The following is a 26374-nucleotide window of genomic DNA, read 5'->3' on the forward strand; positions in this document are numbered from 1 at the left end:
GCCCCACCCTCCCCGCCACCCACCCGTAATCCCGGGCGGCTGTCGCGTTCGTGCGCAGAACGAGTGGCCGCCCACCGGAAACAGCCACGCGTTCTCCGTACGAGCGCCGACAGGGGTCAGGTGCGGTTGGCGTGTTCCTTGCGGATCTGGTCGGCCAGGTGGCTGGGCATCGGCTCGTAGCGGGCGAACTCGCGGCGGAAGGTGCCGGTGCCCGAGGTCATCGAGCGCAGCTCGACGGCGTACCGGAGCAGCTCGGTGGCGGGCACCTCGGCGCGCACCAGGGTGCGCCCCTCGCCGTCCGGGTCCGGTTCGGTGCCGAGCACCCGGCCGCGCCGGCCGGACAGGTCGCCCATCACCGAGCCGACCGCCGAGTCGGGCACCCGGATGACCACCTCGTCGACCGGCTCCAGCAGCACCGGCTGGGCCTTCTCGGCCGCGTCCTTGAGGGCCAGTGCGCCGGCGGTCTGGAAGGCCGCGTCGGAGGAGTCGACGCTGTGCGCCTTGCCGTCGAAGAGGGTCACCCGCAGGTCGACCACCGGGTGACCGGCCACCAGGCCGCGCTCCATCTGGGCGCGTACGCCCTTCTCCACCGAGGGGATGTAGTTGTGCGGCACCGCCCCGCCGACCACCCGGTCGACGAACTCGAAGCCGGCGCCGCGCGGCAGCGGCTCCACCTCGATGTCGCAGACGGCGTACTGGCCGTGCCCGCCGGACTGCTTGACGTGCCGGCCGTGCCCCTTGGCCGGGGCGGTCAGCGTCTCCCGCAGCGACACCCGGACCGGCTCGGTGTCCAGCTCGACCCCGCCGGCGCGCAGCCGCTCCAGCACCACGTCGGCGTGCGCCTCGCCCATGCACCAGAGCACCAGCTGGTGGGTCTCGGCGTTGCGATCCAGCCGCATGGTCGGGTCGCCGGCGACCAGCCGGGCCAGGTTGCGGGCCAGCGCGTCCTCGTCGGCCCGGCTCTTCGCGACGATCGCCACCGGCAGCAGCGGTTCGGGCATCTGCCAGGGGGCGATCAGCAGCGGCTCGTCCTTGGCCGAGATGGTGTCGCCGGTCTCCGCGCTGCCCGACTTGGTGATCGCGCAGATGTCGCCGGCCACGCAACTGGCCACCTCGCGCAGGTTCGCGCCCAGCGGGGTGTAGATGTGCCCGACCCGCTCGTCGGCGTCGTGGTCGGGGTGACCGCGTTCGGCCAGGCCGTGCCCGGAGACGTGCACCGTCTGCTCGGGCCGCAGGGTGCCGGAGAAGACCCGGACCAGGGAGACCCGGCCGACGTGCCGGTCGATGGTGGTCTTGACCACCTCGGCCACCAGCGGGCCGTCCGGGTCGCAGGTCAGCGGCGGGCGGGGCGAGCCGTCCACCCCGCTCACCGCCGGCAGCTCGTGCTCCAGCGGCGACGGGAAGCCGGCGGTGAGCACCTCCAGCAGCGCGTCCAGCCCGACGCCGGTCTCCGCGCAGACCGGCACCACCGGGTAGAAGTGGCCGCGGGCGACCGCCTTCTCCAGGTCCTCGATGAGGATCTCGGTGCCGATCTCCTCGCCGCCGAGGTAGCGGTCCATCAGGGACTCGTCCTCGCTCTCGGCGATGATCCCCTCGATCAGCTCGTTGCGGGACTCGGCGATGGCCGGCAGGTGCTCCGGGTCCGGGTCGCGGACCACCGGCGGGTGGCCGGCGGTGTAGTCGAAGACCCGCCGGGTGATCAGGCCCAGCAGACCGACGGTGGAGACGCCGTCGTCGCCGAGCATCGGCAGGTAGAGCGGGAGCACGTTGTCGCCGAACACGCGCTGGCAGAGCGCCACCGCCTCGTCGAAGTCGGCCCGGGGGTGGTCGAGCCGACTCACGGCGACCGCCCGGGGCATGTCGACCGCGGCACACTCCTCCCACAGGGCGGCGGTGGCGGCGTCCATCCCGTCCACGGCGGAGACCACGAAGAGCGCGGCGTCGGCGGCCCGCAGGCCGGCGCGCAGCTCACCGACGAAGTCGGCGTAGCCGGGGGTGTCCAGCAGGTTGACCTTGATGCCGTCGTGCAGCAGCGGCGCGCAGGCCAGGCTCACCGAGCGCTGCTGGCGTACCGCCGCCGGGTCGTGGTCGCAGACCGTGGTGCCGTCGGTGACCGTGCCGGCCCGGGTGATCGTGCCGCTCGCCGTGAGCAGCGCCTCGACCAGGGTCGTCTTGCCCGCGCCGGAGTGCCCGACGAGCACCACGTTGCGGACCCTGCCGGGTTCGGTCACCACCGGCGCGCCGCCGGTGATCCCCTTCTCCTGATTCTTCTGCGCCATGGGGCGCACCTCCCTGAGCCGGTGGTGGTGGCGACCGCCGCGCGCGACGGGGAAGCGGCCCGGGGCGGGTCCCGCGGCGATATCCTCCGCTGTCTGCTGGATTCCGGGTACGTGACGGGCGGGCGGGTGAGTTGGCTCACCTCCCGGCTCGATCTCACACCCGATGCCCGGCCGGCACAAGGGCGGCTCGCCTGACCGGCCGTAGAGCCGGTGCTGGCCGGACCGTTATCGTGGGACCGCCATGGCGAAGATCTTCCAAGTGTCGGCTCGCGCGGGGATGGCCCGTGTCGTCGAGCCGGTCGCACGCGGCCTGCTCCGAGCGGGCGTAACTCCCAACGCGGTCACCGTGGCGGGCACCCTCGGGGTGCTCGTCGGCGCACTCGGCTTCGGTGCCCGCGGTCATCTGGTCGCCGGGGCCCTGATCGTCACCGTCTTCGCGCTCACCGACCTGCTCGACGGGACGATGGCCCGGATGAGCGGGGGCTCCACCCGGTTCGGCGCGTTCCTCGACTCGAGCATGGACCGGGTCGCCGACAGCGCGGTCTTCGGCGCCGTGGCGTACTGGCTGGCCACCGAGCACCAGTACTCCGGGGTCGCCGCCGCGCTGCTCTGCCTGGCCGCCGGCGCGCTGGTGTCGTACGTCAAGGCACGCGCCGAGGGCCTCGGGATGACCTGCAACGTGGGCATCGCCGAGCGCACCGAACGGCTGCTCATCGTCGGTGTCGGCGGGCTGCTCACCGGCCTCGGCGTCGACCCGGCGCTGGAGATCGCGCTCTGGCTGCTCGCCGCCGTGTCGATCTTCACGGTCGGGCAGCGGATGCTGCACGTGTACCGACAGGCGCAGCGCATCCACACCCTGGACGGAAATCGGTGAATCTCACCGAGCTCGGCTACGTCGCCGGCTGGCGGGTGATCCGCGCGCTGCCGCGGCCCGTCGTGGCCGCGGCGTTCCGGGCGGGCGCGGACCGCGCCCACCGCCGGGGTGGCGGCGGTACGGACCGGCTGCGGGCGAACCTGCGCCGGGTGGTCGGCCCGGACCTGCCGGAGCCGGAGCTGGACGAGCTGGTCCGGGCGGGCCTGCGGTCGTACGCCCGGTACTGGATGGAGGCGTTCCGGCTGCCCTCGCTGAGCCGCCGGGAGATCCTGGCCGGGTTCCGGCTCGACGGCGAGGAACTGCTCGCCGCCGACGTGGCCGCCCGTCGGGGCGCGGTGGTGGCGCTGCCGCACGCCGGCAACTGGGACGCGGCCGGCGCCTGGGTCGCGGCCACCGGCTGGCCGATCACCACGGTCGCCGAACGGCTCAAGCCGGAGGGCGTCTACCAGCGGTTCCTCGCCTTCCGCCGCAGTCTCGGCATGGAGATCCTGCCCACCCACGGCGGGGATCGGCCGGCGTTCGACGTGCTGGTGGACCGGCTGCGCGCCGGGGCGGTGGTGCCGCTGCTGGCCGACCGGGACCTCTCCGCCCGGGGCGTGGAGGTCGATTTCTTCGGCGCCCGCACCCGGATGCCGGCCGGGCCGGCGCTGCTCGCGCTGCGCACCGGGGCGCCCCTCTACGTCGCCTCGATGTGGTACGAACCGGACGCCGCACGGGCGTCGCTGGCCGGACCGCTGCCGGTACCCGGCCCCGAGGAGGGCCCGCTCGACGAGCGCGTGCGGTCGCTGACCCAGCGGATCGCCGACAGTCTGGCGGCCGGTATCGCCCGGCATCCGGAAGACTGGCACATGTTGCAACGGATGTGGCTGGACCAGCGTGGCCCAGTCGACGGCGCGGCCATGCCCTCGCCGGCCACCGGACAGCTCTGAGGGAGAGGCAGCGGTGAGCGCGAGGAGTGAGCCGGGTTTGCGAGCCCCGCAGTCGCGAACTGAGGTGGCATCCGTGAGCGCGAGGAGTGAGCCGGGTTTGCGAGCCCCGCAGTCGCGAACTGAGGTGGCATCCGTGAGCGCGAAGGGTACGGCGGAGCGGATCCGGGCAGTCGCGAACAAAGGGCGTTGACGTGCGGATCGGCATCGTGTGTCCGTACTCGTTCGACGTACCCGGTGGGGTGCAGAACCACGTCATGGACCTGGCCGAGGCGCTGATCGGGCTCGGCCACCAGGTGAGTGTGCTCGCCCCGGCCGACGAGGACTCCCCGCTGCCGCCGTACGTGGTGCCGGCCGGGCGGGCGGTGCCGCTGCCGTACAACGGCTCGGTGGCCCGGATCGCGTTCGGGCCGGTCTCCACGGCCCGGGTGCGGCGCTGGCTCACCCGCGGCGACTTCGACGTGCTGCACGTGCACGAGCCGCTCACGCTCAGCCTCTCGCTGCTCGCCGTGCTCTCCGCCCGCGGGCCGGTGGTGGCCACCTTCCACACCGCGATGACCCGGTCCCGGGCGCTGGCCGCCGCGCAGGGCGTGCTCCAGATCGTGCTGGAGCGGATCACCGCCCGGATCGCGGTCAGCGCGCTGGCCCGCAAGGTGCAGGTCGAGCACATGGACGGCGGGGCGGTGGAGATCCCGAACGGGGTGGCCGTCGCGAAGTTCACCGACGCCGAGCCGCTGCCCGGCTGGCCGGGGGAGTGCGCGCCGGGCGAGGGTGGCTCGATCGGGTTCCTGGGCCGGTTCACCGAGGCGCGCAAGGGTTTCCCGGTGCTCCGGGACGCCTTCGTCGAGCTGGCCGCCCAGCGTCCCGGGCTGCGGCTGCTGGTCGCCGGGCCGGGCGACCCGGACGACCTGTACGACCGGTTCCCGGCCGGGCTGCGCGACCGGGTGACCTTCCTCGGGCTGGTCCCCGAGGCGGACAAGGCGCGCATGCTGCGCAGCGTGCACCTCTACGTGGCGCCGAACACCGGCGGTGAGTCGTTCGGCATGATCCTCACCGAGGCGCTGGCGGCCGGGACCACCGTGGTGGCCAGCGACCTCGACGCGTTCCGCCGGGTGCTCGACGGCGGCCGGGCGGGGCGGCTCTTCCCGACCGGGGACGCGGCGGCGCTGCGCGCCGCGCTCACCGAGCTGCTCGACGACCCGCGGCAGCGGGCGGAACTGACCGCCTGCGGCGACCAGGTGGTGGCGAATTTCGACTGGCCCGTGGTTGCCCGCCGGGTTCTGGAGGTATACGCAGCGGCGATCGAGGCCACCGACGGGCGGGTCATCGACACGGAATGGGTGGGGCTGGGCTGACCCGGGTGGCGCGTGGTGCTTGGGTGACCGGAGCATCGGGTCCGGCGACGGCCGGAGGAGACCGGAACGGAGCAGCACTACGATGCCGGGCATGTGGTGGGTGGTGGGCACGACCCTGGTCGTCGCGCTGGTCGCGGCGTACCTGATCTGGACCGCCGGCCGGGTCGAGCGGCTGCAGGGCCGCGCGGAGCTGGCGGCCCGCGCGCTCGACGCCCACCTGCTGCGCCGGGCCGCGGCCGCCGCGGTGCTGGCCGAGCGGCGGTACGGCGTCGAGCTGTACGCCGCCGCGCGGATCGCCCTGGACGCCCACCCGGACGAGCGGGAGGCCGCCGAGAACGACCTCACCCGGCAGTTGCGCGCGGTGCAGCTCGACCCCGCCGACCCGGACTGCGAGGCGGTGATCGCCGCCAGCCGGCGGCTGGCCCTGGCCCGGCAGGTGCACACCGACCTGGTCCGGGACGCCCGAGCCGCCCGCCGGCGACCACTGGTGCGGCTGTTGCGGATGGGGCGCCGGCACCCCTGGCCGCGCTACTTCGACATCGACGACCCCACGCTCACCCTCCCGGCGGACGTCCCGGCCGGCTGAGCCGCGGCCTCCCCGGCCGGCGCGACGGCGGGTGATGGCGGCCACATCGCAGGCCACCGGGGGTCTGATTGGCTGTCGGAGCGGCGTTGCGCCGGACGTAGCATTTCGCTGCCACCCCCCGAGCACGCCTGAGGAGCGATGTCCCGTGCCCGACTCCACTTCCCAGCACACCAGCGCCCCCGTCGTCGGCACCGCCCGTGTCAAGCGCGGCATGGCCGAGATGCTCAAGGGTGGCGTGATCATGGACGTGGTCAACGCCGAGCAGGCCCGGATCGCCGAGGACGCCGGCGCCGTCGCGGTGATGGCGCTCGAGCGGGTGCCCGCCGACATCCGCGCCCAGGGCGGGGTGTCCCGGATGAGCGACCCGGACATGATCGACGGCATCATCAACGCCGTCTCGATCCCGGTGATGGCCAAGGCCCGCATCGGTCACTTCGTGGAGGCCCGGATCCTCCAGTCGCTCGGCGTCGACTACATCGACGAGTCCGAGGTGCTGACCCCGGCCGACTACGAGAACCACATCGACAAGTGGGCGTTCACCGTCCCGTTCGTCTGCGGCGCGACCAACCTGGGCGAGGCGCTGCGGCGGATCACCGAGGGCGCGGCCATGATCCGCTCCAAGGGCGAGGCCGGCACCGGTGACGTCTCCAACGCCACCACCCACATGCGGAAGATCCGCAAGGAGATCCGCCGGCTCCAGTCGCTGCCGGAGGACGAGCTGTACGTCGCGGCCAAGGAGCTCCAGGCCCCGTACGAGCTGGTCAAGGAGGTCGCCCAGACCGGCAAGCTGCCGGTGGTGCTGTTCACCGCCGGCGGGATCGCCACCCCGGCCGACGCCGCCATGATGATGCAGCTCGGCGCCGAGGGCGTCTTCGTCGGCTCGGGCATCTTCAAGTCCGGCAACCCGGCCCAGCGCGCCGCCGCGATCGTGAAGGCCACCACCTTCCACGACGATCCCGACGTGCTGGCCAAGGTCTCCCGTGGCCTCGGCGAGGCGATGGTCGGCATCAACGTCGACGAGATCCCGCAGCCGCACCGGCTGGCCGAGCGGGGCTGGTGACCATGAGCGGGCCCACCATCGGTGTGCTCGCCCTCCAGGGCGATGTGCGCGAGCACGTCGCGGCGCTGACCGGGGCGGGCGCGGACGCCCGCCCGGTCCGCCGGCCGGAGGAACTGGACGCGGTGCACGGGCTGGTCATCCCCGGCGGGGAGTCCACCACGATCAGCAAGCTGGCCGACATCTTCGAGCTGCGCGAGCCGATCGACAAGCGGATCGCCGGCGGCCTGCCGGTCTACGGCTCCTGCGCCGGCATGATCATGCTGGCTCGGGAGGTGCTCGACGGCCGCCCGGACCAGCGCGGCTTCGACGGCATCGAGATGACCGTGCGGCGCAACGCGTTCGGCCGGCAGGTGGACTCGTTCGAGGCGCCGGTGGCGGTCGACGGCGTCGAGGGCGGTCCGTTCCACGCGGTGTTCATCCGGGCGCCGTGGGTGGAGCGGGTCGGCGACGGCGTCGAGGTGCTCGGCACGGTGACCGAGGGCCCGGCCGCCGGCCGGATCGTGGCGGTGCGGCAGGGCAACCTGCTGGCCACCTCGTTCCACCCCGAACTCACCGGTGACCTGCGGCTGCACCGCTACTTCGTGGGGCTCGTCCGGGCCGCCTCCTGAGCGGTCCGCGACTCGTCCGCGCCGGTCAGCCGGCGACGGAGCGCAGTTGTCCGGGCCGCCGGCCGAGGAGCCGGTCCAGGTTGGCGGCGGAGGCGGCGTCGGCCGGGAGTTGGACGACGATCCGCTGGTGTGCGGCGTCGGCGAGTTCCAGGGTCTCGTAGGCCAGCCGCAGCGGGCCGACCTCCGGGTGCCGCAGCTCCCGCACGCCGGTCCGTGGGGCAGCCACCGGACGCCGCTCCCACCGCTGCGTGAACGGCGCGCCGACGGTGCGGGCCAGCCGGTCGGCGAAGGCGTCGGTGGCCGGGTCGCCCCGGCGCAACCGGTGCAGCTCGGCGATCTGCTGGTCGGCCAGCTCCGCCCACTGCGGGAAGTGGTCGCGGGCGCGTTCGTCGGCGAGCGTGAACCACAGCAGGTTCGGCCGGTTGCCGTCGAGCAGGCCCAGCGGGCGGGCCAGCCGGTCGAAGGCGTCGTTCCAGGCCAGCACGTCGCTGAGCTGGTTCACCACGTACGCCGGGGCGTCGCGCAGCCCGTCGAGCACGGCCCGGACCGTCGGGCGGACGGCGCGGGCGGCCGACGGCCGCTCGCCCGGGCACAGTTGCCGGCTGTGGCTGACCATGGCGAGCTGTTGCAGGTGGTTCCGATCGGCGTCGTCGAGCAGCAGGGCGTCGGCGAGCGCGGCGAGGATCTCCGGCGAGGGCCGGGTGTCCCGCCCCTGCTCCAACCGGGTCAGGTACTCCACGCTGACCTGGGCCAGCGTCGCCAACTCCGCCCGGCGCAGACCGGGCGTGCGGCGGCGCGGACCCGGGGCGAGACCCACGTCGGCCGGCCGCCGGGCCTCCCGCCGGCTGCGCAGGAACGCGCCCAACTCTCCGTCCATCACCCGTCCAGTCTGGCACCGGGGCACCGCCGTTGGGTGGCCCCGGCAGGGCCACCCTCGCGCCGGCCTCCCGGTCGGCGCTGGCCCGCCCGACGATCATCGGCATGAGCACTGCACAGACAGCACGACCAACCCGGATCGGTCTGATCGTGGGAAGCACCCGACCCGGCCGGCGCGGCGGCGCGGTCGCCCAGTGGGCCGGACAGGTGGCGTCCCGCCACCCGGCGGTGCGCGCCGGCGCCGCCGAGGTCGAGGTGATCGACCTGGCGGAGCAGGCGTTGCCACTGCTCGACGAGCCCGTGCCGGCGATGTTCGGCGACTACCGGCAGCCGCACACCCGCCGGTGGAGCGCGGTGGTGGCCGCCTGCGACGCGTTCGTCTTCGTCACCCCGGAGTACAACCACTCGATCCCCGCCGTACTGAAGAACGCCGTCGACTACCTGTACGCCGAGTGGAACGACAAGGTGGTCGGCCTGCTCAGCTACGGCGTGCAGGGCGGCGGTCGGGCGGCCGACCACCTGCGGCTGATCCTGGCCGAGGTGCGCGCGGCGGTCGTACCCACCCAGGTCTCGATCTCGGTCTTCACCGACTTCGACTTCTCCGGGTCCGATCCCGGCGATCCCACGGCGCCCGGCACCCTGGTGCCGGGCGAGGGGCGGGAGGAGTCGTTCTCGACCATGCTGACCGAGATCGTGACCTGGTCCGCCGCCCTGCGGGCCGGCGTCCGCACCCCGGCCGTCGAGGGCAGCCCGGAGCTGGTGGGGTGAGCGTGGCCATCGGCCCGGAGCTGCCGGGGCCGCTGCCGTCGCTGGAGTCGTTCCGGCGCTACCGGGCGGGCCTGGAGGACGCTGCGAGGAGCGGGCCACGTTCGACTTCACCGTGGTGGGGTCGTACGGCTTCGGGGAATGACCGGCCGGCCCGTCCGTGTTGTGCCTGTTCGGGCGGCATCGGACGGGCCGGCGCCGTGCGGCGCGTGACAGCGACCCGCCGGCCGCCGGTAGGATTGCCGAGATTCGGCAGGGCCATCAGCTCGCCGCGGCTCCCAGCAGAAAGATCACCGGCACCTCGGCGTGCGCCGGCGGAGGAGCGGGGCGTGTGCGGTGCGGTCGATGCAGACGGCGGGTAGCAACGGAGGTAACAGATGTCCGGCCACTCAAAGTGGGCGACGACCAAGCACAAGAAGGCGGTCATCGACGCCAAGCGCGGCAAGATGTTCGCCAAGCTGATCAAGAACGTCGAGGTGGCCGCGCGGACCGGCGGCGGCGACCCGGCCGGTAACCCGACGCTCTACGACGCCATCCAGAAGGCGAAGAAGAACTCGGTCCCGAACGACAACATCGACCGTGCGGTCAAGCGCGGCTCCGGCCTGGAGGCCGGCGGCGCCGACTACCAGACGATCATGTACGAGGGGTACGGCCCGAACGGCGTCGCGCTGCTCATCGAGTGCCTGACCGACAACCGCAACCGCGCTGCGACCGAGGTGCGTACCGCGCTGACCCGCAACGGCGGCTCCTTCGCCGACGCCGGCTCCGTGTCGTACATGTTCTCCCGCAAGGGCGTGGTGATCGTGCCGAAAGCCGGCACCACCGAGGACGACGTGATGATGGCCGTGCTGGACGCCGGCGCCGAGGAGGTCAACGACCTGGGCGAGGCGTTCGAGGTGGTCTCCGAGCCGGGTGACCTGATCGCTGTGCGCACCGCCCTGCAGGACGCCGGCATCGAGTACGAGTCGGCCGAGTCGTCGCTGATCCCGAGCGTCAACGTCCCGCTGGACGAGGAGGGCGCCCGGAAGATCTTCAAGCTGATCGACGTGCTGGAGGACTGCGACGACGTGCAGAACGTCTACGCCAACTTCGACGTCAGCGACGAGATCATGGCCGCTGTCGGCTGAGCCGACTGCCCTGACGACGGTTCGACGGCAAGGCGCGAACGGAACCCGGGTGTTCCGTTCGCGCCTTTCCTGTTTCTGAACCGCGGGCGGACCGGCGACGGCTGGCTAGACTGCCCGAATGGACCGGACGTCCGCGCAGTGGGTCGGTCGCGTCGGCACGGCTGCCGCGGCCGTGGGAGCGGCGATCCTGCTCCTGCATCTGGCCACCAAGGCGCTCGACGCGGAACTCCGCCTCACCGGTGCGCTGCTCGTCGTCGGCGGCCTGGTGTTGCGCGCCGTTACGGGGGGCGGCCGGGGAACGGGACGGATGCCCGGCCGCACCGGCTGACCGGTCACCACAGCGAGGGTGGGGCCGGACGGCGGTCAGGCGGGCGGGCCGACCAGGCTGGGGAACGGGAAGTCGAGGTCGAACGTCTCGTTGGTGCGCGCGTCGCGGTAGACCCACTGCCGGGGGCCGACCTGCTCCGCCGTCGACCCCCTGGTCCAGCCGCGCAGCCCGGTGTAGCTGACCGCCACGCCGCCGAAGTTGTCACCGAACCACAGCTCCAGGCGGTGCCGGTCGGGCCCGACGTCGCGCTGCTGGATGTCCTGCACGACCATGCCGCCCGGGCCGATGCCGTGGTACGTCTGCTGGAAGTGCTGGTACGCCGCGTGGTCGCCGGCCAGGCGTTCGAACTCGACCTGCTCGAAGGCGAACGCGGCGAACTCCCGGATGCTCCCGGGCGACTTCAGCGGGAACTCGGTGACCAGGGTGAAGGTGGCGCGCTGCGGGTCGTACCCGTAGGAGAAGACGAGGGCCTCCATGATGTGGCTGAGCGCCCCGCGCGGGTCGCGCATCGGTTCCACAATGTCTCCTTACGGGTACGGGCCTTCGTACACGATGTGCGTCTTCTCGGCGAACAGCGGATCGTTCTTGTCGACGATGTTGCCGTCGTGGTCGAGGAAGAGGTTATCGGCCGGGCTGTTGCCGGACTGGGCGGACTGCCAGCGGATATAGCCGTTCGCCTGGCGGCTCCACTGGCTCGCGCTGGGGTTGTCGCCGGTGGGCCGCATGAAGCGCAGCCGCTCGACGCCGTTCTCGTCCTTCCAGATGAAGCCCTCGTTGTTGCGGGTCGGCGTCTCGGTCCAGTTGCGCGGGCGCTGCGCGCGCAGGGACCGGATCGAGATGCCGCGCAGCGAGCGGACCGGGAAGGGGGTGGCGTTGGGATGGCGTAGCCGGTCGCGGGGCAGGCCGAGGTTCCTCAGGTCCTGACCGGGGCGGAGCAGGTCGCCGACCGGCCCGAAGATGCCCCGGGCGAAGCCGCCGCGCCCCTGTCGCCGGAGCCGGCGCAGCTTTCCCTTACCCATTGAGCACCGCGTCGATGGCGAGGTTGAGCAACTGGTCGATGACCAACGACGTGATCATCTTGAAGATCGGTATCTCGGCCAGCGAGGCGCCGAAGGTCGGTGCGGCGGTGGCGATCGCCTGCGCGATCTGGATCGCCAGCAGGACGAGCTGCACGATCACGTTGATCTTCAGGACGAGGACCACCCCGGCGGTGAGGAACAGCCCCACCGCGACGCCCTGGGCGGCGCTGACGCCGTCGGTGAGGTTCGCCATCGGCGCTTCCTGGCCGCCCCACCGTTGCTGGAACGCCGCCACCGCCTGCCCGGTGTTGGCGGCCCAGACGGACTCGCCGGCCCGCTGCGCCTCGGCGCCGACCGTCTGCACCGTCGCGGCCAGGGATAGCCAGTGCTGGCCCAGCTCGAAGAGCTTCTCCTCGTCGGCCTCGGGCCAGCTGTAGCCGAGCATGCCCAGCAGGGAGACGAGTTCACCGGGAAGTTGCAGCCCCATCGCGTCAACCGCCCAACGCCTGGCCGATCTTGCGCAGGCCGGCCTCGACCTGCTGATCGGCCTCCTCGAACGCGTCGGCCATGGTGTGCAGGCCGGCGGCGAACTGCCCGAGCACCTCGCCGTTGCCCTCGAAGCAGCTCATGGCCAGGTCGTGGATGCCGAGGTACAGCTCGCCGATCAGGGTGCCGAGGTCGTCGCCGCCCCACGGCTCGCCGAGCCCCTGCACGGTGCTCTCGAACTGCTCCAGCACCTCGGCCATCCGGTCGACCGACCGGTCGAGCGATTCCGCGCTGGCCCGCAGCGCCTCGGGATCCACCTGGAAGCCGGACATCGACATGCTCGCCTCCGTGCTCGTGGGCGGGCTTGCGAAGCCGATGCTAACCGTGCGCGTCTACTGTGGGACGCCCCGTGCCCGACTTCTGTCCGACTCGCGACGTCGGCCTTGCCCGCCGTCCGGAACCGTGATCCCGCGCGGCCGGCCGTCGACCCTGTGGGCTCGTCGCGGCTTCCGCGTCCGGGCGCCGTCGCCGCGCTGGCCCGACCCGGTTCCGGTACCGGCCGCCTGCGCCGCCGGGCCCTGGCTACGCTGGGCGGATGGAGCTGAGCGGTGGCGCGGGGGACGGCGCTGGCCAGGCGGCCGACGGGCGGCGGTTCGCGCCGGGTGACGTGGTGATCCGGCGGGAGATCCTGCTCGGCGAGGTGTGGTTCGGCTGCCCGACCATCTGCGTCGAGGACTCGCCCGACCTGCTCGCGCTCTACCTGCCGCCGGGCGCCGAGTTCGGCTTCCCCCGGCGCGGCGTCTTCCCGGCCGGCCGGCACCCCTGGGAGGCGGCCGGGCACCGGGCCTGGAGCGGGCACGGCAAGCTGATGCTGCACCGCCCCGGCGAGGCGCACTCGCTGGACGTCTTCTGGACCGGCCCGGACCGCGCCTTCGCCGGCTGGTACTTCAACCTCCAGGACCCGTTCCGGCGTACGCCGATCGGGGTGGACACCCTGGACCACGAGCTGGACCTGTGGTGGCCCGCGGACGCCGAGCGCTACGTCTGGAAGGACGTGGAGATGTTCGCCCAGCGCCTGGCGGAGGGGCGCTACCCGGGGATGGGCGACGCCATCCAGGCGGAGGGTGACCGGATCGCCGCCCTGCTGGACGCGGGGGAGCGCTGGTGGGACGAGAACTGGGCCTCCTGGAAGCCCGACCCGGCCTGGCCGGTGCCCCGGCTGCCTGCCGGCTGGGACACCGTCGCCGGCTGAACCGCCGGGAGGACGCCCCCGGCCCGCCCGGGTAGATCGACTCCGGATCGCCGTTGTGGCGGTGTCCCGATCACGAGGACACCGCCACTTCGACGACATGGCGGCGGCTTTCCACGCCCCGCCGGCCGGCTCAGCCGATGGTCTCCCGGGAGCGCCAGGCGGCGCGGATCGAGGTGCGGCCGTTGGTGCGCAGCAGCGAGCCCTCGTACACCCGCGCCCCGGCGAGCAGGAACGCGGCGGCCGCGACCAGCAGCAGGGCCAGCGACACCAGCGGATCCCAGCCGGCCGCGTCGCCGGTGAACAGCCGCAGCGGCATCGCCGTGGGGGAGGAGAACGGCAGGTAGGACAGCACCTGCATGGCTGTCGCGTTGTCGTTCAGGAAGATCACCGCGAAGAACGGCAGCATCACCGCGAGCTGCACCGGCATGGACACGCCGGCGATGTCCTCCTGGCGGTTGACCAGAGCGCCGGCCGCGGCCCACATGGCCGCGATCAGCAGGAAGCCGAGCAGGAAGAACGGTACGAACCAGCCGATCGCCGGCCCGAGCAGGGTGAGCAGCCCGCCGCTGTCGGCGAACCGCATGCCGACCACGGTGACCAGGGCGATCAGCGCGATCTGGCCGAGCGCGAGCACCGTGCCGGCGACCAGTTTGCCGGCCAGCAGCGCGCGGACCGGCACCGCGGCCACCAGGATCTCCACCACCCGGGTCTGCTTCTCCTCGACCACACTCTGCGCGATCTGCACGCCGAAGGTCTGCGAGGTGAGGAAGAAGACGAACGCGAAGGCGAACGGCACCAGGAACGCCACCACCGGGTCCACCGCGTCCGGGTCGAGCAGCCGGACGTCGGGCTGGCTGCTCAACGCCGTCACCACGTCGTCGGGCGCGTCGTCCATGGCCAGCACCGCCGGCCCGGCGACCACCGCGGCGTCCACGTCGCCGTCGCGGACGGCCTGCTCGGCGGCCCGGTCGTCGGCGACCGTACGCACCTCCAGCCCGGCGGCCCGCAGCGGCCCGGCCGCCGCCTCGGTCACCGCGACGCTCGACGGCCCGCCGGAGAGCAGCGGTGGCAGGATCGTCGCCGCCGCGGCCATGAGCAGGAAGAACAGCGTGCTGATCAGGAACGTGCGGTCGCGCAGCTTGACCCGGATCTCGCGGGCGGCGACCAGGCGGGTGGCCTGCGTGGTGTTCACTGGGCGACCTCTCGGAAGATCTCGGTGAGGGAGGGGCTGACCGGGCGGAACGCGCGGACCGGGCCGCGGGCGAGCGCCGCGTGCAGCACCGGCTGCTCGTCGGCGCCGGGGGCGAGGTCGAACACGGCGCGCGCGCCGTCCAGGTCGACCAGGGTCACCCCGGGCTCGTCCCGCAGCCAGCCGGCGTCGGTCGCCACCACCAGCTCGAACCGGGGCGAGGTGTACGTCCGGCGCAGCTGCTCCCGGCTGCCGGCGGCGCGGATCATCCCGTCCGCGATGATCACCAGGTCGTCGCAGAGCCGCTCGACGACGTCGAGCTGGTGGCTGGAGAAGAGCACCGGCACGCCGGCGGCGGCCCGCTCCCGCAGCACCGCCACCACCGTGTCGACGGCCAGCGGGTCGAGGCCGGAGAACGGCTCGTCGAGCACCAGCACCTCGGGGTCGTGCACCAGCGCGGCGGCGATCTGGGCGCGCTGCTGGTTGCCCAGCGACAGCGTCTCCAGCAGGTCGTCACCGCGTTCGGCGAGCCCGACCCGCTCCAGCAGGACGTCGGTGTTGCGCCGGGCCGCCGCCGCGGTCATCCCGTGCAGCCGGCCCAGGTAGGCCACCTGCTCCCGGACGCTCATCTTCGGGTAGAGGCCACGCTCCTCCGGCATGTAGCCGAAGCGCCGACGGACCTCCCGGGTCAGCGGCACGCCCTGCCAGCTGACCTGGCCGGCGTCCGGGGCGAGCACCCCGAGGATGATCCGCATGGAGGTGGTCTTGCCGGCGCCGTTGCCGCCGACGAAGCCGGTCATCCGGCCGGCGGCCACCTCGAAGGACACGTTCCTGAGCACCTGACGATCGCCGAAACTGCGGTCGACGCCGTCCAGACGGAGCACGTTCATCACGATGATCACGTTAGGTCGCCGGCGGCCGGCTGCCGTCCACCCACCGGTGGAGCGGCCGGGTCCGCCGCAGGGCGGAGACGGTCATCCGCCGGGCCGCACCACCCCGTGCTCGTACGCGAAGACCACCGCCTGCACCCGGTCGCGCAGCCCGAGCTTGGCCAGCACCCGGCTGACGTGCGTCTTCACCGTCGCCTCGCCCAGGTGCAGCTCGGCGGCGATCTCGCCGTTGCTGGCGCCCCGGGCGACCAGCACCAGCACCTCCCGCTCGCGCGGGGTGAGCTCGCTCAGGGCCGCCTCGGCGGAGACCGCCGTCCCGGCCGCCTCGCCGGGCCGGGCGAAGGTGGCGATCACCCGCCGGGTGAGCTCGGGGGCGAGCAGCCCGTCGCCGCGGGCCAGCACCCGGATCGCCTCGACCAGCGCCTCCGGCGTGCCGTTCTTCAGCAGGAAACCGCTGGCCCCGGCACGGAGCGCGGCGAACAGGTAGTCGTCCCGGTCGAAGGTGGTGAGGATCAGCACCGCCGGCCCGCCCGGTCCCTCCTGCTCGGCGGTGATCCGCCGGGTGGCCGCCAGCCCGTCGACGCCGGGCATCTCCACGTCCATCAGCACCACGTCCGGGCGCAGCGCCCGGGTCATGGTCACCGCGCGCTCGCCGTCGGCCGCCTCGCCGACCACCTCAAGGTCGTCCTCCACCTCCAGGATGACCCGGAAGCCGGTTCGGACCAGATGCTGGTCGTCGGCGAGCAGCACCCGGATCGGCCGGTCCGTGGCCGCCTCGCTCATGCCGGGCGCTCCGCCGGCACGGGCAGCGGGAAGCGCGCCCGGACGCGCCAGCCGCCGCCGGCGCGCGGGCCGACCTCCAGCGCGCCGCCGTGCGTGGCGACCCGCTCGCGCATGCCGATCAGGCCCAGCCCGTCGGCGTTCGCCGGGCGGGTGGCCCGTCCGTCGTCGGTCACGTCGACCTCCACCTCGTGTGCCAGGTAACGGATCCGTACGTCCAGCACGGTCGCCCCGGTGGCGTGCTTGAGCGTGTTCGTGACGGCCTCCTGAGCCACCCGGTAGGCGGCCTGGGACACCGAATCCGGCAGCGGCACCCGGTCCCCGTACAACCCCAGGGTGGCCCGCAGCCCGGCCTCGCGGGCCCGTTCCACCACGGCCGCGACCTGGTCGATGCCGGCCGGGCCGGCGGGCCCCGGGACGTCCGCGCCGGCGTCGCCGGCGCGCAGCACGCCGAGCATCCGGCGCAGCTCGTCGACCGCCGTGCGGGCGGTCTCCTCGATCGCGCCGAGCGCCGTGCGGGCCTTGACCGGGTCCTTGTCGAGGACCCGCCGGGCGGCGGACGCCTGCACCCCCATCACCGACACGTGGTGGGCCACCACGTCGTGCAGTTCCCGGGCGATGCGGACCCGCTCGCCGACCACCGCGTGCTCGCGGACCTCGGCCTGCGACCGGCGCAGCTGCTCGGCCTGCTCGGCCAGCTCGTGCTGGCGGCGGGCGGCCAGCCAGGCGGTCTCCCCGAAGAAGTACGCGAACCCGAAGTACAGCCCGTTGACCAGCACCCCGCTGACGATCGCGGCGAGCACCGGGGGCACCGGCCCGACCGCCCGGGCGAAGGCGTCCGGCGGGATGCTGCCGATGGTGGTCGCGTAGTACACCCCGAGCCAGACGAACATGGTGGCGATCACGCCCACCCGCAGCCGCCTGGACAGCCGGCGGTCCCGCCCCCAGCCGCCCAGGGTGTAGATGGCGGCGAACAGCGCCCACCCGGACAGCTGCGTCTCGGGGGCGGAGCGCGCCTGCGCGGCGATGAACGCCGCCGAGATCACCAGCGTGACGGTGGCCGGGAAGCGGCGCCGCCAGATCAGCGGCAGGGTCACCGCGACGGTCCAGAAGACCTGTTCCGGCCCGGACGGCGGCGGCCCGAGCAGGAACGCCCCGGTGCTGCGGGCCAGGGTGAGGCTGAACAGCGCCAGCACCGTGGCGGCCAGCCCGGCGTAGACGTCGAACCGGCGCTGCTCCGGGGTGGGCCCGGGCCGCCGCCAGTCGTCGCCCGTCTCGATGTTCACCCTGCTGAGGATCTCACCCCGCGGGCCGGCGCCGGTCGGGTACCCGACCGGGTCGCCCCGGCCCGGCCCGGCGGCGGGAGCCGGTGGCGGTGACCCGGTCGAGCAGCCGGTCCAGCCGCCCGCGCTCGGCGGCCGCCCCGACCGGCCGGGTCCAGCCGACGAACCGGGCGAACAGTTCGGCCGGGTCCGGTGGCCGGGGCCGCAGCCGCAGCCAGTCCGCGGCGGCCTCGTGCAGCAGCACGCAGAGGTAGACCGAAAGGCCGACCGGGTCGTGCGCGTACTCGACGCGCAGCGCCAGCTTCGCCGGCTGGCAGGGCCAGGGCGCCGCGCAGGCCCGGCACCGCCAGGCCGGTCGCGCCGCGACGTGCCGCCGCACCGTCCGGGGTACGGATCCCGCGCGTCCACCCATCGTCGACCTCCTCCGTCGTGCCTGTTCACACTCTGCTGCCCGGCCGACTACGGTCGGAAGGCATCGACGGGCCACCGACCGGTGGTGGCGGTGCGTGGCAGGGCTGTGGTGGTGGTGTGATGAGCGACGGGCGGCTGTCCACGCTGGAGTTCCTCGGCGGCGAACTGCGCCGGGCCCGGCGCGACCGGGGGCTCAGCCAGGAGGACCTGGCCCAGCGGATCAACTACTCGTCGTCGCTGGTCGGCATGGTGGAGATCGGCCACCGCACCCCGTCGCAGGACTTCGTCGGCCGGGTCGACGCGGCGCTGGAGTCCGGCGGTTTCTTCGAGCGGCTGCTCGCGCTGGTCCGCGCCGACGCCGCACCGCCATGGCTGCGGGAGTGGATCCAGGTGGAGGCGGAGGCCACCCTGATCCGCTGGTTCGAGCCGTCGCTGATTCCCGGCCTGCTCCAGACCGAGGCGTACGCCCGCGCGGTGCTCACCGGCGGCGGCATGCTGCGGGAGCCCGAGGTGGAGCAGCGGGTCACCTCCCGACTCGGCCGGCAGGCGGTGCTCACCCGGGAGGCTCCGCCGGAGGTCGTCTTCGTGGTGGATGAGGTGGCGTTGCGCCGCCGGATCGGCGGCCGTGCGGTGATGGCCGAACAGTTCGCGCACCTGCTGCGGGTCACCGAGTTGCCGCACGTCGACCTGCACGTGGTGCCCGCCGACGCCGGTATGCACGCAGGGCTGGCGGGTGCCTTCATCCTGGCTCGGACACCCGAGGGTGCCGAGGTGGCGCACCTGGACACTCCACTGCGCGCGCATCTGAGCGACCACTCAGCCGACGTTGATAGCCTCCAACGCAGGTGGGAGAGCCTGCGGGGCGAGGCGCTGCCGCGCCGGGCGTCCCGGGAACTCGTCGCGGAGGTGGCGCAGTCATGGACCTGACCGGTGCGGTCTGGCGCAAGTCCACCCGCAGCGACAACGGTGGGTCCACCTGTGTCGAGGTGGCGACGAACCTGGCCGGCGTGGTCGGCGTACGCGACAGCAAGGATCGTGGCGGGCCGGTGCTGGCCTTCGGCCCGGCGGCCTGGACCGGCTTCCTCGCCGCGGCCACCGGCGGTGCCCTGCGCCCGCGCGGCGACCGGTAGCCGCGACCCCGGACGTGCGGCGTCGGGCCGCCCCCGGCGGGGGCGGCCCGACGCGGTCAGCCGGTGAAGGACTCGGGGCCGAAGCGGCCCCAGGCCACGAAGACGGCCAGGGCGAGATAGACCAGGTCGGGAACGATCGTCGCCCGCTCGCCCCGGCGGAGGCGCATGGTCGCCGCGCCGGCGAACAGCAGGGCCACACAGGTGGCGGTCACCGGCACCAGCACCGGCGCGATGTCGAGGACGGCGGGCAGGATCAGGCCCGCCACCGCCAGCAGCTCGAGGGCGCCGATGGCCCGTAGGGCGCCGGGGCTGAAGTCCATGACCCATTCCGCGGCGTGGCCGCCCATGGCGGCGATCTTCTCCCTGGGGACGAACATCTTGGAGGTGCTGACCAGGAGGACGGCGGCGAGCAGCCCGGTAACGATCCACAGCGCGAGGTTCATCAGGTCTCCTTGCGGGGTTGTCAGTGATACGGGTGTGCGGCGGAGCGGTGCCAGGTGGTCGCCCCGCCCGAGCGGAGCGCTACCAGGGCACCGGGCCGTCGGCGCCGAAGAACCCGGCGGTCGGTCCGTCCGCGCCGAGGGTGGCCAGGCGCACCACCACCGCCGCGCCCTGCGCCGGGGTGAGGAAGCCGGTGTGGTTGTTGCTGTCCGTGGCGCAGAAGCCGGGGGCGACGGCGTTGACCAGGATGCCGTCCTTGCGCAGCTCATTGGCGTACTGCACGGTCAGCGCGCTCAGCGCGGTCTTGGCCGGCGAGTACGCCGCCGACGGCAGCAGGCCGGCCAGCGGGCCGTCCGGGTCGCTGGACAGGGTCAGCGACGCGGCGTGGCTGCTGACGTTGACGATCCGCGGCGCCGGTGACCGGCGCAGCAGCGGGAGCAGGGCGTTGGTCACCGCGATCACGCCGAAGACGTTGGTCTCGAACACCGACCGGACCATGTCCAGGTCGACCGAGCTGGGCACCTGGTCGTGGGCGTCGGCCGGCGACACCTGCCCGGAGCCGGTGATGCCGGCGTTGTTGACCAGCACGTCGAGGCGGCCGAAGCGCCCCTCGATCCACCGCGCGGCGGCCCGGGCGGTGCCCGCGTCGGTGACGTCCAGGGTGACCGGGTGGGCGTCGCCGCCGGCCGCGCGCACCGTCGTGGCGGCCTCCTCGCCGCGCCGCGGGTCTCGGGCCCCGATCAGCACCGTCATGCCGAGCGTGGCGAGCTGTTCGGCGGTAGCCCGACCGATCCCCTTGTTCGCCCCGGTGACCAGCGCGATCTTCCGGTCTGTTCTGTCCTCGTTCACGACGAAGCTCCTGCTCGTGCGGGTTACGTGCGGCGCCGATCGTCCGGCGCGGCGTCCTGACGGACATGAAGATGCCGGTGCCCCCCTCCCCGTGACAGGGTGGCGATGTGGCCCGTGCCACCGAGCGCGGATGTCACAGGGTGGCGGGGACCGGTGTCGTGTGGGTGGCACGACCGACAGCGAGGGCAGGAGCCGGCCATGAGTGAGCGACCACTGGACACCGCCGAGCCGCACGCCGGCGGCGACCGGGTGGACGCCGCCACCGAGGCGTTCCTCGCCCACCGCAACCTGCTGTTCACCGTCGCCTACGAGATGCTCGGCTCGGCCGCCGACGCCGAGGACGTCCTCCAGGAGACCTGGTTGCGGTGGGCGGGCGTCGATCTCGACCAGGTGCGAGACCAGCGTGCCTACCTGGTCCGGATCACCACCCGGCAGGCGCTGACCCGGCTGCGGACGCTGCGCCGCCGCAAGGAGTCCTACGTCGGCTCGTGGTTGCCCGAGCCGCTGCTCACCGCGCCGGACGTGGCCGAGGACGTCGAGCTGGCCGACAGCGTCTCGATGGCGATGCTGCTGGTGCTGGAGACGCTCACGCCGACCGAGCGCGCGGTGTTCGTGCTGCGCGACGTGTTCGACCTGGACTACGACGAGATCGCGGCGGCCGTCGACAAGAGTCAGGCAGCGGTCCGTCAGATCGCCCACCGGGCGCGGGCGCACGTCGCGGCGCGCCGGCCGCGCGGGGTCGCCTCCGCGGCCCAGACCCGGGCGGCGCTGGCGGCGTTTCAGCGGGCGGTCGAGACGGGAGACCTGGGGCATCTGCTCGACGTTCTCGCGCCGGACGTCGTCCTGCTGGGTGACGGTGGTGGGGTCAAGCAGGCAGTGCCGCGGCCCATCGTGGGGGCCGACAAGGTGGCCCGGCTGCTGGCCGCCGGGCTGGACCGGTTCGCCGCCGTGGCGTCGCTGGAGCCGTCGCACGTCAACGGCCACCCGGCGCTGATCCTCCGGCTCGACGGCGAGCTCGACACGGTCATCGCGGTGCGCATCGACGACGGCCTGGTCAGCGGGCTCTACGCCGTACGCAATCCGGAGAAGCTGTCCCGGATCGGGCGGGAGACGGCGGTGAGCCGCTGAGGCCGTACGCCGCCGACGGCCGCGGCCCGGCACCCCCCGTGGGTGCCGGGCCGCGACGCTCGTGCGGGTCAGTGCCGGGCGCGGTACGCCTTGATCGCGCTGTCGACGGTGTCCCAGAGCGCGATCAGCGCCGTGCCGGCGACCACCACGGTGGCGATGGTGTTCAGGTTGTCGCCCTCGCCGAGCCACTCGAAGCGGTTGACGAAGTCGGGGTTGAGCAGCCGGTCGGTCGACATCAGCCAGATCACCGGCACCGCGAACGCCAGGTTGAGCACGGCGTTGACCGCGACCAGCGGCCAGGTCCACCGGCCGGCCCGGTACTTGGCGATCTCCAGCCCGACGGTGGCGACCAGCACCGCGATCAGGAACGGCAGCCAGAAGCTCCACAGCGCCGGGTCGAGGATCGGCAGGTTCTCGTCACCGTCGGTGGGGACGAACGACCGGAAGTGCTGCACCGGCAGGTAGGCGATGAACAGCGCCAGGAAGCCGATCGAGGCGGCGGTGTCGGTCAGCGTGATCTGCCGGTCGACCGGGCCCTCCGGGAGTTGGTCGACGCTCCACCGGGGCAGGTCCAGCGGAGTCTTCGTGCGCTCCAGCACCGCGAAGACCAGGGTGACCCAGAACGCGATGTGCAGCGCCACCGAGAGGGCGGTGGCGACGCCCTCGCCGACCGCCCCGCCGGGGTTGTCGCCATCGGCGGCCGCGAGCAGCCCGACCACCACGCCGACCGTGGCCGGCACGAAGCTGAGCAGCAGCTTCAGCAGCCGCTCCCAGGCCAGGTAGTAGGTCGGGCCGATGAGCTGCAACCGGCGGTCGGAGTAGCGGGCGGCGAGCTGCGCCGGGTCGCCCAGCTCGGTGAGCACCTCCCGCTCGGCGGTGGTGGCGTCCTGCCCGCCGGCCGTGCGCCCGTCGATCATGTCCTCGATCGAGCCGCGCAGCTCGGTGGCGATCTCCTCGCGGCGCGCGACCGGCACCGAGCGCAGGGTCGCGGCAAGGTAGCGGTCGGTCAGGGTGGTCATCGGTCGGCTCCTTCGATCAGTCCGGTCAGGGAGGTCTGTACGGCGGCCAGGTCGGCGAGGAGTCGGCCCAATACCGACTCGCCCTCCTCGCTGGTCCGGTAGAACTTGCGCGGCCGGCTCTCCTCGGTGTTCCACTCGCTGGTCAGCAGCCCCTGCTCCTCCAGCCGCCGCAGCAGCGGATAGAGCGTGTTGGCGTCGACCGGGAAGCCGTGGTCCGTGAGGCGTTGCAGCAGCGCGTAGCCGTAGTCGGGGTGGCGCAGGGCGACGAGGCTCGCCACCACGACCGTGCCCCGGCGCAATTCCTGGAGGTGGGTCCGCAGGATCTCATCGCTCACCATGCATCACACGATACTGTGTGGCACACACTGTTGTCTACTCCCATATCGTTCCGGTCCGACACGATGATGTCCGACGGGCCGGGGAACGTTCCGCTGCGTGGCCTTTACATCGCTCTCCGGGGTCCGTAGAGTTCGGCGCACGTCAATCTCTTGGCGGAGGATCATCACGGGGGATCCATGTCTTGTCGATCGCGCGCACCCAGCTCTTCCGACTGACGACTCGACTTGCGGCCAGCCGACATCCGCCCCCGCGGAGCCGGCTGCTCCACGCCGCGTTCCGTCAGATCGGGACCAGCGCTCTGCGCGGAACGCAGCCCTCCCGACGGGTCGACCAGATCAGGTCGCTCGTCGCTCCCGGGTGTCCTCATGCGGTCGTGCTTCCGTGGAGAGGAGCTGTACATGCGAAGAAGGACACTGCCCGGGGCGCTCCTGGTGCTCGCCCTGCTCGCCGCCGCCGGCGTCGCGCCGGGGGCGGCCAGCGGCGCACCGGGTCGCGTCGCGCCGGCGTCCAGTGAGGACCGGTTGATGAAGGCCACCGCGCTGGCCCAGGACGCGTGGCGGGTGGCGCACGGGGACAGCCGGTACGCGGGCCACTGGGTGGACCCGGACGGCCGGGTGCACGTCTCCTACCAGGGGCGGGCCGCGGCGGCGGCAAGTGCGGCCGCCGTCCGGTCGATCTCCGGCGACGTGGTCGTGCACGAGGGCGCCCGGTACACCTACCGGGAGCTGGTGGACCGGCGGGACAAGGTGAGCGACCACGTGGCGGCGCTGCGGCAGGCCGGCATCCGGCTGGTCGAGTGGGGACCGCACGAGTCCACCAACACGCTGCGTCTCGGGGTGGTCGATCCGTCCGAGGCCACGGTGCGGACCCTGCGGGACAGGTTCGGTGCGGACATCGAGATCGAGGAGGTTCCGGAGCCGGAGAAGGACGCCCTCTTCCTCTCCCGCTGGGACGACTTCTCTCCCTGGAGCGCGGGCGCCGAGCTGAACGACGGCTACTCGTCGTGCACCATCGGCCCGGGCATCCGGCGCAACGGCGTCAACTACTTCCTCACCGCGGCGCACTGCTTCGCCAACGGCGCCTACCTCTACAACGGCTCCGAGTACGTCGGCCGGAAGAACTGGATCGACACCCGCGACCGGGGCACGGACACGGCGATCGTCACCGGCACGGGGTCGGCGACGATGTTCCGCACCGACACCACCCTCCAGGCGATGTCGGCCACGCCCTGGACGTCGGCGGAGGGCTCGGGCGTCTGCTTCAACGGCGCCTACAGCGGCGAGGTGTGTGGCGGACTCACCGTCATCAAGACGAACTACTGCACCGACATCACCGGCCGGCTGACCTGCGGCACGGCCACCGCCGGTAAGGACGGGGTGGCGGCCGCCGGGCACGGCGACAGCGGTGGCCCGGTGCACATCGTCAGTCCCCGGTGGGCCTACGCGGGCACGATCGTGGGCGCGGCGAGCCCCCAGTTCGTCTGCCCCCGCAACAACCAGGGCGGTACCCGGACCTGCTCCTCCTGGGTCCGCTTCCAGATGATCGGTCCCGTGCTGTCGTACTGGAACGCGACTCTGCTGTGACCCTGGGTTCTCCCGACGGGGGCGGTGGCCGACCGGCCACCGCCCCCGCCGTTGGTTCCGTGACCTGGCTCAGCAGGTGGTGCCCTGCCGGAAGTTGCGCTCGACGTACGAGGCCGGTCCGACCTGGAAGTAGCCGACGCCCGGCCGGATCGGGTGCCCGGTGAACAGCTCGACCCGGGTGCCGAACCGGACCAGGTAGGCGGTGGCGTCGCCGGCGTCGTTGCTGATCAGCGCGCCGCGTGGGCCGTAGATCCGCTCCAGTTCGGCGAAGGACATGCCGACCGCGGCCCCGGCGGGCGAGCGCGGCGGCGCGGTGGCGGTGCCCACCTCCACCAGCCGGCCCTGCCGGAACGCCAGCAGCACCACGCCGGCCCACTCGCCGGTGGCGCCGGCGTGCACCACCCCGGCGCAGCCCGGCGCGGTCCAGTCGATCCGGCCGGCGGCCACAAGCCGGTCCAGCCGGGCCCCGATCCGGTACGGGCCGGTGCCCCGCACGCTGAGCACCTCGACCTGCCAGCCGCGGGCCGCGGCCGGCCGGGTGGCGACGGAACGGTCGGGCGCGACAGTGCCGGCGGGGTCGACCAGGCTGGCCGTGCCGGCGGCCGGAACGGCCCCGCCCGGCCGGACGGCGACGGCGCGGGCTGGCATGGCCGGGGCGGTGCCGGCCGTGGCAGCGGGGCCGGCGGGACCGGCGACGGCGGGCGCCGCCTCGGGCCGGGCGGCGGCCGGGGCGGCGACGGCGCCGACGGTGGCGAGGGCGAGCGCCCCCGCGACGACGACGGACGACAGACGGTTCATGGCGGTTCTCCTCCTGGGTGCGGGTCTCCTGTCCTGTTGGTCTCCGGCCGCATCGGATCGGTTCGTCGGGTTCCCGACCGTCCGCCGGCCGCCTCACGGCGGACGCGATGCGGCCGACGGCGTGGGGGAGTGCCGCCGACCAGCCGGCCCGTCTACGGTCGAGGTGGACCGTCCGGGAGGCGGATCGCGGGGGTGACACCATGACCGCTCCGGTGCGGATCGGCTCCTACCGGATCGAGCGGCTGCTCGGGGCGGGGTCGTTCGCGACGGTCTGGCTCGGGCACGACCCGGTGCTCGACTCCCGGGTGGCGATCAAGGTGCTGGCCGAGAACTGGAGCCACGACCTGCGGGTGCGGGAACGCTTCCTGGACGAGGCCCGGCTGCTGCGGCGGCTCGACCACGAGCGGGTGGTCCGGGTGCATGCGGTGGGCGAACTGCCCGACGGCCGGCCGTACGCGGTGCTGGCCTGGGCGGACGGCGGCAGCCTGCGGGACCGGCTGGCGCGCGGGCCGCTGCCGGTGGCGTCCGCCGTGGACCTGCTCGGCGAGATCGCGGCCGGGGTCGCCGTGCTGCACCGGCACGGGGTGGTGCACCGCGACCTGACCCCGGGCAACATCCTGTTCCGGTCCACCCCTGCCGGCGAGCGGGTGCTCGTCGCCGACCTGGGGCTGGCCAAGGCGCTCGCCGCCGCCTCCGGGCTGACCGCCCGGGCCGGCACCCCCGGCTACATGGCCCCCGAGCAGGACGACCCGCTGGCCGTGGTGGACACCCGCGCCGACGTGTTCGGGCTGGGCCGGCTCGGCGTGACCCTGCTCTGCGCGCCCGCCGGCCGACCCGGGACCCCGCTGCGGCCACGTCCCGGCGTGCCGCCGGCGGTGACCGCCGTGCTGCGCCGCGCCACCGCACCCCGCCCCGCTGACCGCTACCCGGACGCGGCCGCCTTCCGCGCCGCGCTCCGGGCCGCCGCCACGCCGTCCGGCCCGGGGGCCGGAC

The 26374-nt window shown here is 73.6% G+C and carries 31 protein-coding genes; 15 read left to right on the forward strand and 16 right to left on the reverse strand.

Translation table 11 applies throughout. The features are described 5' to 3' along the window. Positions 1–116: 116 nt before the first annotated feature. Positions 117–2279 (reverse strand): elongation factor G-like protein EF-G2, encoded by a 2163-nt coding sequence (locus DLJ47_RS25440; protein WP_109903506.1) that lies wholly within the window; start codon positions 2277–2279, stop codon positions 117–119. 241 nt (positions 2280–2520) lie between these two features. Between DLJ47_RS25440 and pgsA the strand changes: the two genes are divergently transcribed. The 6 genes from pgsA to pdxT all read left to right on the forward strand — a co-directional run bounded on the left by pgsA (position 2521) and on the right by pdxT (position 7688). Beyond that, a complete protein-coding gene (pgsA, locus tag DLJ47_RS25445) occupies positions 2521–3153 on the forward strand; it encodes a phosphatidylinositol phosphate synthase (protein WP_088994899.1) in 633 nt (210 codons plus the stop codon). Then, positions 3150–4082: a phosphatidylinositol mannoside acyltransferase gene (locus DLJ47_RS25450; RefSeq protein WP_109903508.1), complete on the forward strand. Its 933-nt coding sequence runs from the start codon at positions 3150–3152 to the stop codon at positions 4080–4082. Before pgsA ends, DLJ47_RS25450 begins: the two co-directional genes overlap by 4 nt. Before the next feature lie 191 nt (positions 4083–4273). After that, the gene (locus tag DLJ47_RS25455; protein WP_109903510.1) at positions 4274–5434 is read left to right on the forward strand and encodes a glycosyltransferase family 4 protein; all 1161 of its coding nucleotides are present in this window, start codon (positions 4274–4276) and stop codon (positions 5432–5434) included. 82 nt (positions 5435–5516) lie between these two features. Further along, entirely contained in the window at positions 5517–6020 is a 504-nt protein-coding gene (locus DLJ47_RS25460; RefSeq protein WP_088994896.1) for a hypothetical protein, read from the forward strand. A 145-nt stretch (positions 6021–6165) separates the two neighbouring features. Then, positions 6166–7080: a pyridoxal 5'-phosphate synthase lyase subunit PdxS gene (gene pdxS, locus DLJ47_RS25465; protein ID WP_109903512.1), complete on the forward strand. Its 915-nt coding sequence runs from the start codon at positions 6166–6168 to the stop codon at positions 7078–7080. A 2-nt stretch (positions 7081–7082) separates the two neighbouring features. Further along, the gene (gene pdxT / locus DLJ47_RS25470; RefSeq protein ID WP_109903514.1) at positions 7083–7688 is read left to right on the forward strand and encodes a pyridoxal 5'-phosphate synthase glutaminase subunit PdxT; all 606 of its coding nucleotides are present in this window, start codon (positions 7083–7085) and stop codon (positions 7686–7688) included. A 25-nt stretch (positions 7689–7713) separates the two neighbouring features. Here the strand turns inward: pdxT and DLJ47_RS25475 are convergent, their stop codons facing one another. Next, positions 7714–8565 (reverse strand): helix-turn-helix transcriptional regulator, encoded by an 852-nt coding sequence (locus DLJ47_RS25475; protein WP_233258021.1) that lies wholly within the window; start codon positions 8563–8565, stop codon positions 7714–7716. A 104-nt stretch (positions 8566–8669) separates the two neighbouring features. Here DLJ47_RS25475 and DLJ47_RS25480 point away from each other — a divergent pair, with 104 nt between their 5' ends. The 3 genes from DLJ47_RS25480 to DLJ47_RS25490 all read left to right on the forward strand — a co-directional run bounded on the left by DLJ47_RS25480 (position 8670) and on the right by DLJ47_RS25490 (position 10784). Then, positions 8670–9332, forward strand: coding sequence for an NADPH-dependent FMN reductase (locus DLJ47_RS25480; RefSeq protein WP_109903518.1), 663 nt, complete (start codon positions 8670–8672; stop codon positions 9330–9332). 374 nt (positions 9333–9706) lie between these two features. After that, positions 9707–10456: a YebC/PmpR family DNA-binding transcriptional regulator gene (locus DLJ47_RS25485; protein ID WP_109903520.1), complete on the forward strand. Its 750-nt coding sequence runs from the start codon at positions 9707–9709 to the stop codon at positions 10454–10456. Positions 10457–10574: 118 nt separating this feature from the next. Further along, complete coding sequence (locus DLJ47_RS25490) at positions 10575–10784, forward strand: hypothetical protein (protein ID WP_109903521.1); 210 nt, start codon at positions 10575–10577, stop codon at positions 10782–10784. A 35-nt stretch (positions 10785–10819) separates the two neighbouring features. Here DLJ47_RS25490 and DLJ47_RS25495 read toward each other — a convergent pair whose 3' ends face one another. The 4 genes from DLJ47_RS25495 to DLJ47_RS25510 are packed head-to-tail and all read right to left on the reverse strand — an operon-like array spanning position 10820 to position 12627. Beyond that, positions 10820–11302 carry a hypothetical protein gene (locus DLJ47_RS25495; protein ID WP_109903522.1) on the reverse strand — a complete coding sequence of 161 codons (483 nt, stop codon included), beginning with the start codon at positions 11300–11302 and terminating at the stop codon, positions 10820–10822. Between the two features lie 9 nt (positions 11303–11311). After that, positions 11312–11803 (reverse strand): hypothetical protein, encoded by a 492-nt coding sequence (locus tag DLJ47_RS25500; RefSeq protein WP_088994886.1) that lies wholly within the window; start codon positions 11801–11803, stop codon positions 11312–11314. Further along, positions 11796–12290 (reverse strand): WXG100-like domain-containing protein, encoded by a 495-nt coding sequence (locus DLJ47_RS25505; protein ID WP_109903523.1) that lies wholly within the window; start codon positions 12288–12290, stop codon positions 11796–11798. The genes DLJ47_RS25500 and DLJ47_RS25505 overlap by 8 nt, the downstream gene beginning before the upstream one ends. Before the next feature lie 4 nt (positions 12291–12294). Then, positions 12295–12627 carry a WXG100 family type VII secretion target gene (locus DLJ47_RS25510; RefSeq protein ID WP_109903524.1) on the reverse strand — a complete coding sequence of 111 codons (333 nt, stop codon included), beginning with the start codon at positions 12625–12627 and terminating at the stop codon, positions 12295–12297. A gap of 257 nt (positions 12628–12884) precedes the next feature. On the opposite strand from DLJ47_RS25510, the gene DLJ47_RS25515 reads away from it, so the two are divergent. Beyond that, positions 12885–13541 (forward strand): DUF402 domain-containing protein, encoded by a 657-nt coding sequence (locus DLJ47_RS25515; protein WP_109903525.1) that lies wholly within the window; start codon positions 12885–12887, stop codon positions 13539–13541. A gap of 130 nt (positions 13542–13671) precedes the next feature. Here DLJ47_RS25515 and DLJ47_RS25520 read toward each other — a convergent pair whose 3' ends face one another. The 5 genes from DLJ47_RS25520 to DLJ47_RS25540 form a co-directional block, all read right to left on the reverse strand. Next, on the reverse strand, positions 13672–14733 hold the full coding sequence (locus tag DLJ47_RS25520; RefSeq protein WP_109903526.1) for an ABC transporter permease: 1062 nt from the start codon (positions 14731–14733) through the stop codon (positions 13672–13674). After that, positions 14730–15623 (reverse strand): ABC transporter ATP-binding protein, encoded by an 894-nt coding sequence (locus DLJ47_RS25525; RefSeq protein ID WP_109903546.1) that lies wholly within the window; start codon positions 15621–15623, stop codon positions 14730–14732. The genes DLJ47_RS25520 and DLJ47_RS25525 overlap by 4 nt, the downstream gene beginning before the upstream one ends. Before the next feature lie 81 nt (positions 15624–15704). Continuing rightward, complete coding sequence (locus DLJ47_RS25530) at positions 15705–16403, reverse strand: response regulator (RefSeq protein ID WP_109903527.1); 699 nt, start codon at positions 16401–16403, stop codon at positions 15705–15707. Beyond that, on the reverse strand, positions 16400–17686 hold the full coding sequence (locus DLJ47_RS25535; protein ID WP_109903528.1) for a sensor histidine kinase: 1287 nt from the start codon (positions 17684–17686) through the stop codon (positions 16400–16402). Before DLJ47_RS25535 ends, DLJ47_RS25530 begins: the two co-directional genes overlap by 4 nt. A 13-nt stretch (positions 17687–17699) precedes the next feature. Continuing rightward, entirely contained in the window at positions 17700–18095 is a 396-nt protein-coding gene (locus DLJ47_RS25540; protein WP_396834733.1) for a hypothetical protein, read from the reverse strand. Positions 18096–18214: 119 nt separating this feature from the next. Between DLJ47_RS25540 and DLJ47_RS25545 the strand changes: the two genes are divergently transcribed. Together DLJ47_RS25545 and DLJ47_RS25550 are read left to right on the forward strand one after the other, a co-directional pair. After that, entirely contained in the window at positions 18215–19021 is an 807-nt protein-coding gene (locus tag DLJ47_RS25545) for a helix-turn-helix domain-containing protein (protein WP_109903548.1), read from the forward strand. After that, positions 19012–19224: a DUF397 domain-containing protein gene (locus DLJ47_RS25550; RefSeq protein WP_109903530.1), complete on the forward strand. Its 213-nt coding sequence runs from the start codon at positions 19012–19014 to the stop codon at positions 19222–19224. Before DLJ47_RS25545 ends, DLJ47_RS25550 begins: the two co-directional genes overlap by 10 nt. 56 nt (positions 19225–19280) lie before the next feature. Here DLJ47_RS25550 and DLJ47_RS25555 read toward each other — a convergent pair whose 3' ends face one another. Together DLJ47_RS25555 and DLJ47_RS25560 are read right to left on the reverse strand one after the other, a co-directional pair. Continuing rightward, positions 19281–19667: a DoxX family protein gene (locus DLJ47_RS25555; protein WP_109903532.1), complete on the reverse strand. Its 387-nt coding sequence runs from the start codon at positions 19665–19667 to the stop codon at positions 19281–19283. Positions 19668–19746: 79 nt separating this feature from the next. Beyond that, positions 19747–20514, reverse strand: a complete 768-nt coding sequence (locus DLJ47_RS25560) for an SDR family oxidoreductase (protein WP_109903534.1) — start codon at positions 20512–20514, stop codon at positions 19747–19749. A gap of 198 nt (positions 20515–20712) precedes the next feature. Here DLJ47_RS25560 and DLJ47_RS25565 point away from each other — a divergent pair, with 198 nt between their 5' ends. Beyond that, entirely contained in the window at positions 20713–21642 is a 930-nt protein-coding gene (locus DLJ47_RS25565; protein ID WP_109903536.1) for an RNA polymerase sigma-70 factor, read from the forward strand. 68 nt (positions 21643–21710) lie between these two features. On the opposite strand, the gene DLJ47_RS25570 is transcribed toward DLJ47_RS25565, so the two are convergent. Beyond that, on the reverse strand, positions 21711–22661 hold the full coding sequence (locus DLJ47_RS25570; RefSeq protein ID WP_109903538.1) for an HAAS signaling domain-containing protein: 951 nt from the start codon (positions 22659–22661) through the stop codon (positions 21711–21713). Then, positions 22658–22999 (reverse strand): PadR family transcriptional regulator, encoded by a 342-nt coding sequence (locus tag DLJ47_RS25575; RefSeq protein ID WP_109903540.1) that lies wholly within the window; start codon positions 22997–22999, stop codon positions 22658–22660. Before DLJ47_RS25575 ends, DLJ47_RS25570 begins: the two co-directional genes overlap by 4 nt. A 399-nt stretch (positions 23000–23398) precedes the next feature. Between DLJ47_RS25575 and DLJ47_RS25580 the strand changes: the two genes are divergently transcribed. Then, positions 23399–24583 carry a hypothetical protein gene (locus tag DLJ47_RS25580; protein WP_146228194.1) on the forward strand — a complete coding sequence of 395 codons (1185 nt, stop codon included), beginning with the start codon at positions 23399–23401 and terminating at the stop codon, positions 24581–24583. Positions 24584–24652: 69 nt separating this feature from the next. Here the strand turns inward: DLJ47_RS25580 and DLJ47_RS25585 are convergent, their stop codons facing one another. Next, the gene (locus DLJ47_RS25585; RefSeq protein WP_109903544.1) at positions 24653–25381 is read right to left on the reverse strand and encodes a hypothetical protein; all 729 of its coding nucleotides are present in this window, start codon (positions 25379–25381) and stop codon (positions 24653–24655) included. Between the two features lie 200 nt (positions 25382–25581). Between DLJ47_RS25585 and DLJ47_RS25590 the strand changes: the two genes are divergently transcribed. Beyond that, a partial coding sequence (locus tag DLJ47_RS25590; protein ID WP_146228195.1) for a serine/threonine-protein kinase occupies positions 25582–26374 on the forward strand: 793 nt, incomplete at its 3' end.

Source organism: Micromonospora sp. S4605, from assembly GCF_003176715.1.
GTDB lineage: Bacteria > Actinomycetota > Actinomycetes > Mycobacteriales > Micromonosporaceae > Micromonospora > Micromonospora echinaurantiaca.